Here is a 13649-nt window from a genome sequence, read left to right on the forward strand (position 1 = left end):
CATCATCAAACATTCAACATTCATCAAAAATGAACCATTTCATCTCCGTTTCCGAAGCTAAAAAAATAATCGAAACACAAATTTTTCGTACAGAAAAAGTGACGCTCTCAATTTTAGAAGCACAAGGTTCTTACACCTCAGAACCGATTTTTGCAACATTAGATGTTCCGTCTTTCGACAATTCTGCGATGGATGGTTACGGATTTCGATTTGATGATTTGGCAGATTTTTCAGAATTAAATGTCACTGAAATTATTCCAGCTGGGATTTCAAAAATCGATTTTGTTTTGAATAGAGGAGAAGCCGTGCGCATTTTTACGGGAGCAAAAATTCCTGATGGTGTCGATACCGTGATTATGCAGGAAAAAACGACCAGAATTGTCGACCGAATTCAATTTAATGATGATGAAATTTCAAAAGGTGAAAATATTCGTTTGAAAGGTTCTCAAACCAAAGTCGGAACAAAAATAATTGAAGAAAATACGTTGGTCAATCACGCAGTCATCGGGTTTTTGGCAGGATTTGGAATTGAGAAAATAGGAGTTTACAAAAAATTAAATATAGGACTTTTGTATACCGGAAATGAGTTAGTAGAAATAGGAAAACCACTTCTGGATGGCGAAATTTACAATTCTAATACGTACACGCTTCAATCAGCTTTATCTGAAATCAATCATCAGTTTTCGTTCGTCTATCACGTAGAAGATACTGAAGAAGCAACTTTTTCTGCTATAAAAAATGGCTTAGAAACGGTGGATATTTTATTAATTACTGGTGGGATTTCTGTCGGAGATTATGATTATGTGAAACCGGCTTTGGAAAAAATAGGTGTTTCAGAATTATTTTATAAAATAAGACAGAAACCCGGAAAACCTTTGTACTTCGGAAAACTTGAAGAGAAATTTGTTTTTGCGTTGCCCGGAAATCCCGCTTCTGTTTTTTCCTGCTATCATCAATATGTGAAGCCGTTTTTGCTCGGTTGTTTTGGACGAAAAGAGTTTGATGAAGAACAAGATTTTGCCATTTCGGAATCTTTTGCAAAGAAGAAAAACAAGGATCAAACCCAGTTTCTGAAAGCATTTTACACAAAAGGACAAGTGCTCATTCTCAACGCACAGGAATCTTATAAAATGGATTCTGTAGCACAAGCCAACTGTTTGGTGGAGTTTCCCGAAGGCGCAACTGAAATCAACATCGGAGAAAAAGTCAAAATATGGAAAGTCTGAAAATCAAGGGCAGAATCTGGATTGAAACCGAATCCGGACTGAAAATCGGCATCGGAAGAGCCCGACTTTTAGAACAAATTGACGAGTTGGGTTCCATCACAGAAGCCTCAAAAATTTTGGAAATTCCGTATCGAAAGGCGTGGGGAATTGTGCGGGACATCAACGCCAATTCGTCCAAAGAAATCGTCATCAAAGAAGCAGGTGGGAAATCCGGTGGAAAAAGTTCACTCACAGATTACGGAAAAAAAATCGTGGAAAAATTCAAAACAGCCGAGGAATGTTTTATGAAATTTTCTGAAGATGAGATTTTTTGATGTTTAAAAATTTTAAATAAAATCAAAAAAATGAAAGCCATCATTTTAGCAGGAGGCAAAAGCTCCAGAATGGGACAAGATAAAGCCTCGATGATTTTGGGCGGAAAAACCTTGATACAGCACATTATCGATAATTTGTCTTTTGTTTTTGATGAGATTTTTATTTCAGGAAATCATTCAAATTATTCAATTTCGAAGGGCATTATTAAAGATGTTACAACACAAAAAGGTCCGATGGGTGGAATTCGCTCCGCCTTAGAATTTTGCCAGGAAGATATTTTTGTTTGCAGTTGCGATATGCCCTTCGTTTCTTCGGATTTGATTGAAAATATTCTTCAAAAAAAAGTAGAATACAGAATTAATGTCGTGCGTTTTGGCGAAAAAATATATCCGGTTGTGGGCATTTATCCTTTTTCTATTCTGAATGATTTAAAGAAAACCATCGATAGCGGAAACCTCAGAATGACGAGCTTTCTGGAACAGCAAAACGCTCATTACATAGATTTTGAAGACAGTTTTGAGCATCAACTTTTAAATATAAATACGCCGGAAAATTTTAAAACTGCGGAAAAAATTATTAAATCTAAATTAAAATGAAACTAAAAATATTTGGAAAACTGGCCGATATTTTCCACGGAAACGAATACGATTTGGATTCTGAAAACGTAAAGTCTGTTTCAGAATTAAAAGTAAAACTCTTCGAAAAATTCCCGGAATTGAAAGAATCAACTTTTTTAATTATCGTAAACGGCGTGAAAGCAAACGATAGCAAAATCATTTCCATACCATCAGAAATTGCCTTGTTACCGCCATATTCGGGAGGATAAAATTTAAAATTATGATGAATTTAGAAAGATACAACAGACAAATCATCCTTCCGGATTTTGGAATTTCTTCGCAAGAAAAATTGTTGAATTCTTCTGTGTTGGTGGTTGGTTCGGGAGGTTTAGGTTGTCCTGCGCTTCAGATTTTGGTTTCTTCGGGAATCGGGAAAATCGGGATTGTAGATTTTGATGTGGTTGAAATTCAAAATCTGCATCGCCAGTTTTTGTTTGATGAAAAAGATATTGGTTTCCCCAAAGTTATCGTTGCCGAAAAACATCTGAAAAACAGAAATTCCGAAACCGAAATTAAAATTTTTAATGAAAAAATAACGACCAAAAATGTCATTCATTTAATTGAAAATTATGACGTTATCGCAGATTGTACCGATAATTTTGCAACCCGATATTTGCTGAATGACGCTTGCTATCTGATGAAAAAACCTTTGGTCTATGCATCTCTTTTTCGAGATGAAGGTCAGGTTTCGGTCTTCAATGTGGAGAAGGAAGATCAAATGACCAATTATAGAGATTTATTTCCGGTTCCACCCAATCAGAGTGAAGTTCCAAATTGTAATGAAGCGGGAGTTTTGCCTACGCATTCGGCTGTTATCGGAACTTTTCAGGCGAATGAAGTCATCAAGTTATTAAGCGGTTCAGCCGAGACTTTGATTCATCAGTTACTGATTTTTAATACCAAAAATTATCAATCAATGAAAATTAAATTTAATGAAAATCAAGAAAATGCGGGACCAAAAACCATCGAAGAATTTCAAAATTTTGATTATGAAGAATTCTGTAGTCTTAATAAAAATGATGAAATAAATTCATTTTCAGAACTTCAATCGTTTTTAAATCATGACAAAAGCATTTTGATCGATGTAAGAGAAGAGGACGAACAGCCTAAAATTTCTGCAATGAAGATTTTAGAACTTCCATTTGGCACACTTGAAGAAAATTTGGAAAGATTGAATGGCTATACATCGATCTGTTTTGTATGCGTTTCAGGAATCAGGAGTCAGAAAGCGGTAAAACTTTTAAAAAGTCATTTTCCGGATAAAGAAATAAAACATTTTAAATCAGGCATAAAATCAATTTTACAATGAAAAAAATCAAAGATATTTTTATCGAAGGTCCTATCAATCCAATATTCGTTGCTGAAAGCATTACCAAGCATACGGTCAAAACCACGATTGGCGGACACAGTATTTTTCTTGGTCAGATCCGCGAAGATATGATTGACAAGAAAAAAGTTCAAGCAATACATTTTACAGCTTACAAAGAAATGGCTCTTGAAAAGGCACATGAGATCCGTGAAGAGATTATTGCAAAATATGGGTTAACCTGTGCACATATTTACCATTCGTTGGGGGAAATCAAGGTGGGTGAAATCTGCCTCTTCGTTTTCACTTCAGCTGCGCATCGTAAGGAAGCCATCAACGCCTGTGATGAAATGGTTGATAGGATTAAGAAAGAAGTTCCTTTATGGGGCAAAGAAATACTGGAAGATAACTCTCACACTTGGAAAGAAAATAAACAATAAGTATATGGTTAATATTACTCATAAAAATAATACCCTCAGAAAAGCTATGGCTGAGGCTGTACTGAGCGTTAGTTCACAAGAAACGATTGATGCGATTGTCAACAATTCTGTTCCGAAGGGCAATGTTTTTGAGATGTCAAAAACGGCGGGATTATTTGCTGCCAAAAAAACCAGTGATGTTATTCCTGATTGTCATCCTATTCCGATAGAATATACTTCCATACAATTTGAGATCAGAGATTTGGAAATTTATATCACATCTGAAATTCATACCATTTATAAAACCGGGGTAGAAGTCGAGGCGATGCATTCGGCTTCTGTAGTGGCTTTGACGATGTACGATATGCTGAAACCGATTGATAAAAATATCGAAATCAGAAATATCAGACTGATCGAGAAAAAAGGTGGTAAATCAGACCTCAAGGATTCTGGAGTGGGAATTAACGCTTCCGTAATAGTTTGTTCAGACAGTATTTTTGCAGGGAAAAAAGAAGATAAAGCAGGAAAGGCGATTATTTCAGCATTGGAGAAAAACCTCGTAAGTATTGATGATTATATCATTATTCCTGACGAGATTGTGGAAATTCAAAGCAAAATAAACTTTTACGTCCAAAACGGAATTTCCCTTGTAATAATCACAGGAGGAACAGGACTTTCGAAAAGAGATGTTACTCCAGAAGCTGTTCGTCCATTATTGGACAGAGAAATTCCCGGCGTTGCAGAAGCCATTAGAAATTACGGACAATTACGAACTCCTTATTCTATGCTTTCCAGAAGTATTGCCGGAATGATAGGTGAGACATTGGTCATTGCACTTCCTGGTTCTACAAAAGGAGCGGAGGAGTCAATGGATGCGATATTTCCTGGAATTTTACATATCTATAAAATAATAAATGGAGGCAAGCATTAAATCAAATGACATAAATCAAAATAATAAAAGACAAAACACTCTTTTATTTGAAATTCTAATCTTAAATTTGTCGTAATTCTATTATTAAAGAACAAAACGCCTAGTTAGAAAAGTTTTTTTATTTTTAAATAGAAGATAAAAAGATATTAATATTTTATTAAAAAATAAATGGATAAAAATCAATTTAAATCAGGACATCCTGTTCAAACTTATTTGATCGAAGAAGAAATAATTATTTCTTTGTTAGAAGAACTGAACAATACAAATGCAAACGAAGAATTTCAGAAGTTTTACAATCTTTTCAATCAACTGGCAACCGTTGAAAGACGATTTGAAAGAAAAGAAAATCAACTGTTTCCGTTTTTAGAGCAGAAAGGATGGACAGGGCCTTCCAGAAATATGTGGTCTTTCCACGATACAATAAGGGAAATTTTCAGGATCATCAGAAAAAATATCGATGAAAAAGATCTGGATTCTGCGATGGAAAATACAGAGTATGCAGGACAGAATTTGAGGAATCTAATAGCGGTTGAGAAAACAGTTTTGTTTCCTAACGCTTTGGATATTCTTACAGAGGATGAATGGATCAAAATGCGTGAAGGAGAAGATGAGATCGGCTGGATGCTTAGCAAGCCTCCCGCAAAATATCCTGAAGACAATCAATATGTACATCCATCAGAAGATACAGTCGTAAGAACCAATGTCGTTTTTGATGAAAATGCATCACATTTCGACGAAGGATATATGACAATTGAACAAGTGAATCTATTATTTAGAACTTTACCTTTAGATTTGACCTATGTCGATGAAAATGACAGAGTGATTTTCTATAATCGAGGAGAAGAACGTGTTTTCCCCAGAAGTGCGGGGATCATCGGAAGGGAGGTAAAATTCTGCCATCCTCCAAAAAGTGTTGATACAGTATTGAAAATAGTAGAGGCATTTCGGAAAGGAGAACAAAATGAAGCATCATTTTGGTTTAACTATAAAGAGAAGTTGATTTATGTTCGATATTTTGCTGTTCGGGATGCTCAGAAAAATTACCGAGGGGTGATTGAGATGTCTCAAGATATTTCCGAAACCAAAAAAATTGAAGGCGAAAGGAGACTGTTGGAATGGGAATGATAAATATCAATTAAATAAAATACTAATTTGTCTTTTATTTCGAAATAGATTTTTATCTTTGTATAATAAAAATAGCAAATGTTTTCTAAAACCTGTGAGTACGCCATTCGAGCTTTGATTTTTATCGCACAGAAGTCTAAGGACGGAAGTCGGATAAGCATTAAAGATATTTCATCGGGTATAGATTCTCCGGAATATTTCATTGCAAAAATACTTCAGAATCTCAGTAGAAAAGGTTTTGTGCAATCGGCAAAAGGACCCAACGGTGGTTTCTATATGGATGATGCCAATCTTGAACAGTCTGTAGCTGATATTGTGAGAGAAATAGATGGTGACAAACTATTTTCGGGTTGCGGTCTTGGTCTTAAAGAATGTTCAGAAGACCATCCTTGTCCTATTCATAACGATTTTAAGCATATTCGACAGGAAATAAAAGATATGCTCGACAATTCTAAAATCGAAATGTTTGTCAAGAATTTAGATTTAAAACTCACATTTCTAAAAAAATAAAATCAATATTATTGAATTAAAATATTTGAAAACAATAAAATTTCATTAAAATAAAATAACTTTGTTTAAGTATTTTTGAAATTAAAACCAACTATAAATCGTAAAAATTCTGAAAAAATGAAAAAATCACTCTTCCTTGCCGCTGTTTTGTCTGCTTTCATCAGTCTGAATTCCTGTAAACAAAACAATTCTACAAGCTCTGAAAATAATTCAGATACAGAGAAAATTAAAACGGACGGTTCCGTAGAACAGCAAAAATCTGTAGCACCGCCCAATGTGCCGGCTCCTGTTGGAGATCGTGCAGCAAAGAAAGTTGTCGTTCGTCTTGAAACTATCGAGAAGACTGGCGAATTGGCAGACGGTACGCAATATAATTTCTGGACTTTCAACGGAACGGTTCCGGGAAGTTTTATCCGTGCAAGGGTAGGCGATGAAATCGAACTTCACTTAAAAAATAATGAAAACAATACATTCCCTCACAACATCGACCTCCACGCTGTTAATGGTCCCGGTGGCGGTGCAGAAGCCACTTTCGTAGCGCCGGGAACGGAAAAAGTTTTCAATTTTAAAGCACTGAATCCCGGACTTTACGTTTACCATTGTGCCACAGCTCCTGTAGGAATGCACATTGCCAACGGAATGTACGGTCTCATCCTTATCGAACCGGAAGGCGGACTGCCAAAAGTGGACAAAGAATACTACATTATGCAGGGCGATTTCTACACCAAAGGGAAATTTGGTGACAAAGGTCTTCAGGAATTCGATATGGATAAAGCCATTGCAGAACATCCGGAGTATGTAGTGTTTAACGGAAAAACCGGAGCTCTTTTGGGCGATGGCGAGTTGCAGGCAAAAGTAGGTGAAACGGTGCGTTTCTTCGTAGGAAACGGTGGTCCGAACCTTACGTCTTCTTTCCACGTGATCGGGGAAATCTTCGACAGAGTGTATATGGAAGGCGGCAGCAAAATCAATGAAAATGTACAGACCACGGTTATTCCTCCTGGTGGAGCGTCTATTGTAGAGTTCAAAGCAACCGTTCCCGGTGAATATGTGATTGTTGACCACGCAATTTTCAGAGCTTTCAACAAAGGAGCTTTAGGCAAAATTAAAGTTACAGGACCGGATAACCCTGCAGTTTATAAAAAGAATCCATAATTTTTTTCTTGTTTCATTGAGGTTTAGCAAATACAAAGCAATGAGAGTTTTTGTCTTCATTTGTGCAGTCATCCTGAATTTGGGTTTAGCTTCCTGTTCACAATCTCCCAAAAGTCATCAGAGTACGTCTGTAGCAGATCATCAGTTAGAATTCATTTCCAGTTCAAAAAAAATGATGAAAATAGACAGCGGATCGTACAGAGCTTTTATCGGAAAAGATTCTAACAATATTATTAAAGTAAAATCTTTTTATATTGATAACAGCCCGGTGACCAATGCAGAATATCTCACATTTCTGAAAGCTAATCCTCAATGGACCAGAAGTAAAGTGCTTCGGTTATACGCAGACAGCACTTACCTCAAACATTGGAAAGGCGATTATCAGCTTCCGGAAAAAATAAATCCCGACGCTCCCGTCACCAATGTTTCCTGGTTTGCCGCAGAAGCGTATGCTAAAAGTGTGGGCAAAAGGCTTCCAACAATAGAAGAATGGGAATATGTAGGACTTGCAGACCGCAGTTCTAAAAATGCTTCTGATAAACCTCATTTTACAGATTTTATACTTAGAGAATACCAACAGCGGAAAAGCAATATGAATAAAGTTGTAAGACAAGGTGAACCCAATTTTTACGGCGTTTACGGTATGTACGGAATGGTTTGGGAATGGACGTACGATTTCAATTCGGTGATGATGAGCGGAGAATCCAGAAAAGACAATACCACCAACGAGTCTTTGTTTTGTGCCGGTGGCGCCATTACCGCTTCGGATCTTAGAAATTATGCTGCCTTTGTGCGTTATGCACTTCGCGGAAGTATCAAAGCTAACAACTGTCTCAACAATCTCGGTTTCCGATGTGCAAGAGATTTTGAAAATTAAAAAAAATGAAAAACTTACTTTATATTTTGTTGGCAATGGCAAGTTTGTCCTGCAGCAAAAAAAACGAAGAAATAAGTCCGGATTCCATTTATAATGTCAGTTCCAAATGGGAGAAACAGGACGGTAAAACCATTACGTTTTCTGATATGAAAGGGAAAGTTCTGGTTACTGCAATGATTTTTACATCGTGTAAAACCGCTTGCCCGAGACTCACTGCCGAGATGAGAACCATCTCCCAAAAAGTAGGAAAAACCAATCCGGAAGACATCCAGTATGTTTTGATTTCCATTGATCCGAAAAACGATACTCCCCAAGTAATGAAAGCTTATCTGGATACCAATAAATTCGATGAAAAACAATGGACATTTATCCGCAGCAACGAGGATGATACGCGGGAACTCGCCAACGTAATGGCTGTTAAATACAAAGAAATTTCGCCGATAGAGTTTTCCCACTCCAATATCATCAGTGTCTATTCCAAAAAAGGAACTTTAGCTTACCAAAAAGAAGGTCTGGACTCCGGCGATGATGACCTTGTAAAAGAAATTAAAAAACAAATAGAATTATAATCCATAAAAATCTTTAGTAATGAAAAACTTATTTTTTACAGCAATTTTGCTCTCTCTTACCATCACTTCTTGCTCAGAAAAAAAAGAACAAGTAGCAGAACAGCAGCCCACAACAGAATCCAATACAATGATGGAGGAACCAAAACCTGCAGCATCTGCTGATACTGCTTCAACAACAGCCGCAGCAAAGCCCGAAGACGAAGGCAAAGCTCTTGTAGAAGGCGCAGACTGCCTGTCTTGTCACAAGGTAGATTCGAAATTGGTGGGACCGTCTTATCAGGACGTAGCAGCAAAATATACCGATGCCGATATCGACCATCTTGCACAAAAAGTGATTGATGGCGGAAAAGGTGTTTGGGGCGATATCCCGATGACACCGCACGCCGGGCTCAGCAAAGAGAACGCTCAGAAAATGGTAAAATATATCCTTTCACTTAAAAAATAGATTAACAACTAATTCAATACTATTTTGTCATTCCGTAGGAATCTCAATTTACTGATGATGAATTACGAACTTATTCTAAATGGATTCCTTCGGAATGACAAATAATAGGCTTGAATAAAACTAAAACAGAGTTGTTTATAGTTAAATAGAAGATTTATTGATAATGAACTATATCCAATTCAAAAACTAAAAACCAGAAAATCAAAATAAAAAAATTTTAAAATAATAAAAGATAAAAAAGTATTTAATTATGAATATCAAGACAGATTTTATAGGAGAGATTGTCGCTGAAGATTTCAGAACCGCAGCAATCTTTAAAAAATACGGCATTGATTTTTGCTGTAAAGGCGGAAGAACAATAGAGGAAGCTTGTAGTCCGAAGAGTTTGGATAAAGATCAAATCTACTCAGACATAGAAAATCTTCCGAAAACGGATGGAAATTCTATCGATTTCAACAGTTGGCCCTTGGATCTTTTGGCAGATTATGTGGAGAAAACACATCACCGTTATGTGGAAGAAAAAACGCCAGTTCTACAACAGTTTTTAGATAAATTATGCAAAGTTCACGGTGGCGCACATCCGGAGTTATTCGAAATTAGAGATTTGTTTTTTGCGTCTGCACAGGATTTGGCAGCACACATGAAAAAAGAAGAATTGATTCTTTTCCCTTTTGTGAAAAATATGGTGAAGGCGAAAATTTCTAATGAAGCTATTCCGCAACCACCTTTTGGATCTGTAGAAAATCCCGTCAATATGATGAAGCACGAGCATACCATTGAAGGAGAACGATTGAGAAAAATCGCAGATATTACAAACGAATATACGCCTCCTGCAGATGCCTGTAATACGTATAAAGTGACATTCGCAATGCTTCAGGATTTTGAAAATGATCTGCATAAACATATTCATTTAGAAAATAATATTCTCTTTCCAAAAGCGATTCAATTAGAAAAAGAATTTTCAGTAGAACACTAAATTGAGAAAAGTATGACCACCAAAAAATTATGGACCTGGCTTGCAGCCGTCATCATAGGTTCTTTTGCCGTACTGATCTACTATGGCGTAGATATTTATAGGAAAATCCCGCCTGTTCCGGATAAGGTTGTTACTACTGACGGAACAGTCATAGCTACCGGGCAGGACATCAAAGACGGTCAGAATGTTTGGCAATCTATCGGTGGACAGACTGTCGGTAGTATTTGGGGACACGGAGCCTATATTGCACCCGATTGGAGTGCCGATTATCTCCATCGTGAATCTTTGCTTCTTCTGGAAGAACTGGCTAAAAAAGAGGGGAAAGTCTATAAAGATTTACCGGATGACGAGCAGGCAAAATATCAGGTATTACTGAAAAAAGAACTTCGTAAAAATACCTTAGACGAAGCTACCAATACAATTGTGATTTCTCCTGAAAGAGCAAAAGTACAGGCAGAACTGGCAGATTACTACGCTAAAATATTTATGAATGCTCCGGAAATGGCAAAACTGAGAGATCAGTACGCCATCCCGAAAAATACGGTAAAAACTCCGGAAAGAATGGCAAAAATGAATGCCTTTTTCTCTTGGGCAGCCTGGGTTTGCATCACGGATCGTCCTGGTGACGATGTAACGTACACCAACAACTGGCCACACGATGAACTGATTGGCAATGTACCACCACCATCGTTACACCTTTGGTCCGGTTTCAGTGTGCTGATGTTGCTGGGTTGTGTAGGTCTGCTGGTATTTTACCACGCCCGAAACAAGGAGGAAGAAATCAATTCAAGGGATATGCTGCCTTTGGAAGATCCGCTCAGAAATATGAAACCAACACCTTCTATGAGAGCAACGCTGAAATACATTTGGGTTGTCGCATTGTTAATTTTAGTACAAATGTTTGCGGGTGTCATCACAGCGCACTACGGAGTCGAGGGAAGTGGATTCTATGGTTTTCCTTTGGATGAATTTTTACCACAATCAATATCCCGAAGTTGGCACGTACAATTAGCCATTTTCTGGATTGCAACATCTTGGTTAGCCACTGGATTGTACATTGCTCCCGCAGTTTCAGGCTATGAGCCGAAGTATCAGGTTTTAGGTGTCAATATTTTATTTGGAGCATTACTGATTGTTGTTTTCGGTTCTTTAGCGGGACAATGGCTTGGCGTAATGCAGAAATTAGGATATGTAGATAATTTTCTTTGGGGACATTCGGGTTACGAATATGTAGAACTGGGTAGAATTTGGCAGATCTTATTGTTAGTAGGATTAATTCTTTGGTTAATTCTAATGGTAAGAGCACTTTTACCCGCATTGAAAAAGAAAGATGGTGACAGACATTTACTATTATTGTTCACACTTTCCGCAGTAGCAATTGCCCTATTCTATGGAGCCGGATTGATGTACGGAAGACAAACCCATATGGCCATTGCAGAATACTGGAGATGGTGGGTGGTTCACCTTTGGGTAGAAGGATTCTTCGAAGTTTTTGCAACCGTTGTAGCAGCCTTTTTATTTACAAGATTGGGATTATTAAGATTAAAGGCAGCAACTCATGCTGTATTATTTTCAACCATTATTTTCCTAGCGGGAGGTATTTTGGGAACGTTCCACCACTTGTATTTCAGTGCGACGCCAACAGCAGTTTTGGCTTTGGGAGCTACATTCAGCGCACTTGAAATTGTTCCTTTGGTTTTAATTGGGTTTGAAGCTTATCAAAATTATCAGATCAGTAAATCTACCAAATGGATCAAAGCATACAAATGGCCAATCTACTGTTTCATCGCCATGTGTTTTTGGAATTTCCTTGGTGCAGGTATTTTCGGGTTTGCCATCAATCCACCGATTGCATTGTACTATATTCAAGGACTCAATACAACCGCAGTTCACGGCCACGCCGCACTGTTCGGAGTGTATGGAATCTTAGGAATTGGTTTGATGATGTTTATGTTGAGAGGATTATATCCTGACAGAGAATGGAATGATAAACTCATCGGCTGGGCATTTTGGCTAACAAATATCGGATTGTTAGTAATGGTAACCATCAGTTTGTTGCCGATAGGAATTATGCAATCCGTAGCCTCTATTAAAGAAGGATATTGGTACGCTCGTTCCGCAGAATTTATGCAGACCGATATGATGCATACTTTACGTTGGCTGCGTGTTCCCGGTGATATTTTACTGGCGCTAGGAGAGATGCTGTTGGTAATTTTCATTATCGGACTGAAAACCGGCTGGTCATTAAAAGACAAAAGATAATCAATTATTTAATCATGAGAACTGTCATTGCTTTTGTAGTGGCAGTTCTTTTTAAATTTTAAGTTATGAAAAGAAACGAAAATCTCGTACCCTTATCCCGAGACCATCATTTTGGTTTGCTTTGTTGCTGGAAAATCCGTCAGGGCATCAAAAAAGAGGTTTCTTACGAACGCATCAAGAATTACATTAATTATTATTGGGAAAAGAATCTTCATAACCATTTCAAGACTGAAGATGATGTGCTTCCGGAATTATCGAACGAGGGTTTACAGAACCAAATGGAGAAAGAACATCGCGAAATTAGCCGTTTAATTGGAAGTATCAATCAATCAAATAACCAACAGTTGCTATCAGATTTTGCTGATGCTTTATACAAACATATCCGTTTTGAGGAAAGAAGTGTTTTTCCTTATCTTGAAGAACATCTTTCCGATGAACAGATGGATACAATAGGTTTAGAATTAAGCCAACATCATCACAAAGAAGAAGATGACTATGCGGATGAGTTTTGGAAATGATCATCAATTTTAAAAAATAAATCAATGGAAATCGTATTAAAAAGAGTGTACCAAGATGCTTCTCCCGAAGATGGTTACCGTGTTTTGGTAGATCGGATTTGGCCAAGAGGAATCTCAAAAGAAAAAGCCGCTTTGGATGAGTGGGACAAAGATCTTGCACCATCAACAGAACTTCGGGAATGGTTTCATCACGATCCTTTGCTTTGGGACGAGTTTTCCCGGAAATATAAAGAAGAACTTTTGGAGCGAAATCCCGGAAAGCCGTTCCTGGAAAAAAATGGGCAACAGGAAAAAATAACGCTGGTTTATGCAGCAAGGGATGATAAAAATTGTCATCCTTTGGTTTTGAAAGACTATCTGGAACAATTGCTCAACAACAAATCAAAAAAATAACTTTG

At 37.3% G+C, this 13649-nt stretch carries 17 protein-coding genes; all 17 read left to right on the forward strand.

Going from position 1 to position 13649, the window contains the following annotated elements:
- Positions 1-29 precede the first annotated feature (29 nt).
- The 17 genes from AC2A1D_RS12680 to AC2A1D_RS12760 all read left to right on the forward strand — a co-directional run bounded on the left by AC2A1D_RS12680 (position 30) and on the right by AC2A1D_RS12760 (position 13644).
- The gene (locus tag AC2A1D_RS12680; protein ID WP_484043971.1) at positions 30-1226 is read left to right on the forward strand and encodes a molybdopterin molybdotransferase MoeA; all 1197 of its coding nucleotides are present in this window, start codon (positions 30-32) and stop codon (positions 1224-1226) included.
- Complete coding sequence (locus tag AC2A1D_RS12685; RefSeq protein WP_076781657.1) at positions 1214-1540, forward strand: winged helix-turn-helix domain-containing protein; 327 nt, start codon at positions 1214-1216, stop codon at positions 1538-1540. Before AC2A1D_RS12680 ends, AC2A1D_RS12685 begins: the two co-directional genes overlap by 13 nt.
- A gap of 30 nt (positions 1541-1570) precedes the next feature.
- Complete coding sequence (locus AC2A1D_RS12690) at positions 1571-2137, forward strand: molybdenum cofactor guanylyltransferase (protein ID WP_484043972.1); 567 nt, start codon at positions 1571-1573, stop codon at positions 2135-2137.
- Positions 2134-2367, forward strand: coding sequence for a MoaD/ThiS family protein (locus AC2A1D_RS12695; RefSeq protein ID WP_124802800.1), 234 nt, complete (start codon positions 2134-2136; stop codon positions 2365-2367). The genes AC2A1D_RS12690 and AC2A1D_RS12695 overlap by 4 nt, the downstream gene beginning before the upstream one ends.
- 11 nt (positions 2368-2378) lie before the next feature.
- Positions 2379-3467 carry a ThiF family adenylyltransferase gene (locus AC2A1D_RS12700; RefSeq protein ID WP_484043973.1) on the forward strand — a complete coding sequence of 363 codons (1089 nt, stop codon included), beginning with the start codon at positions 2379-2381 and terminating at the stop codon, positions 3465-3467.
- Positions 3464-3904 carry a molybdenum cofactor biosynthesis protein MoaE gene (locus AC2A1D_RS12705; RefSeq protein WP_002978650.1) on the forward strand — a complete coding sequence of 147 codons (441 nt, stop codon included), beginning with the start codon at positions 3464-3466 and terminating at the stop codon, positions 3902-3904. Before AC2A1D_RS12700 ends, AC2A1D_RS12705 begins: the two co-directional genes overlap by 4 nt.
- A 4-nt stretch (positions 3905-3908) precedes the next feature.
- Positions 3909-4814: a bifunctional molybdenum cofactor biosynthesis protein MoaC/MoaB gene (moaCB, locus tag AC2A1D_RS12710; RefSeq protein ID WP_484043974.1), complete on the forward strand. Its 906-nt coding sequence runs from the start codon at positions 3909-3911 to the stop codon at positions 4812-4814.
- Between the two features lie 168 nt (positions 4815-4982).
- Complete coding sequence (locus tag AC2A1D_RS12715) at positions 4983-5939, forward strand: DUF438 domain-containing protein (protein ID WP_484043975.1); 957 nt, start codon at positions 4983-4985, stop codon at positions 5937-5939.
- A gap of 78 nt (positions 5940-6017) precedes the next feature.
- The gene (locus AC2A1D_RS12720) at positions 6018-6449 is read left to right on the forward strand and encodes an RrF2 family transcriptional regulator (RefSeq protein ID WP_484043976.1); all 432 of its coding nucleotides are present in this window, start codon (positions 6018-6020) and stop codon (positions 6447-6449) included.
- Between the two features lie 117 nt (positions 6450-6566).
- Positions 6567-7604 carry a copper-containing nitrite reductase gene (nirK, locus tag AC2A1D_RS12725; RefSeq protein ID WP_484043977.1) on the forward strand — a complete coding sequence of 346 codons (1038 nt, stop codon included), beginning with the start codon at positions 6567-6569 and terminating at the stop codon, positions 7602-7604.
- Between the two features lie 172 nt (positions 7605-7776).
- A complete protein-coding gene (locus AC2A1D_RS12730) occupies positions 7777-8481 on the forward strand; it encodes a formylglycine-generating enzyme family protein (protein ID WP_484043978.1) in 705 nt (234 codons plus the stop codon).
- A 5-nt stretch (positions 8482-8486) separates the two neighbouring features.
- Positions 8487-9050 carry an SCO family protein gene (locus AC2A1D_RS12735; protein WP_002978662.1) on the forward strand — a complete coding sequence of 188 codons (564 nt, stop codon included), beginning with the start codon at positions 8487-8489 and terminating at the stop codon, positions 9048-9050.
- 19 nt (positions 9051-9069) lie between these two features.
- Entirely contained in the window at positions 9070-9495 is a 426-nt protein-coding gene (locus AC2A1D_RS12740; protein ID WP_168638225.1) for a c-type cytochrome, read from the forward strand.
- A gap of 250 nt (positions 9496-9745) precedes the next feature.
- Positions 9746-10471: an iron-sulfur cluster repair di-iron protein gene (gene ric, locus AC2A1D_RS12745; RefSeq protein WP_209388969.1), complete on the forward strand. Its 726-nt coding sequence runs from the start codon at positions 9746-9748 to the stop codon at positions 10469-10471.
- A 12-nt stretch (positions 10472-10483) separates the two neighbouring features.
- A complete protein-coding gene (locus AC2A1D_RS12750; protein ID WP_484043979.1) occupies positions 10484-12733 on the forward strand; it encodes a nitric-oxide reductase large subunit in 2250 nt (749 codons plus the stop codon).
- A gap of 65 nt (positions 12734-12798) precedes the next feature.
- Positions 12799-13251, forward strand: a complete 453-nt coding sequence (locus AC2A1D_RS12755) for a hemerythrin domain-containing protein (RefSeq protein ID WP_313270226.1) — start codon at positions 12799-12801, stop codon at positions 13249-13251.
- A gap of 24 nt (positions 13252-13275) precedes the next feature.
- The gene (locus AC2A1D_RS12760; protein WP_484043980.1) at positions 13276-13644 is read left to right on the forward strand and encodes a DUF488 domain-containing protein; all 369 of its coding nucleotides are present in this window, start codon (positions 13276-13278) and stop codon (positions 13642-13644) included.
- Positions 13645-13649: the final 5 nt, after the last annotated feature.

Source organism: Chryseobacterium sp. HNCC26DJ239 (genome assembly GCF_057180445.1).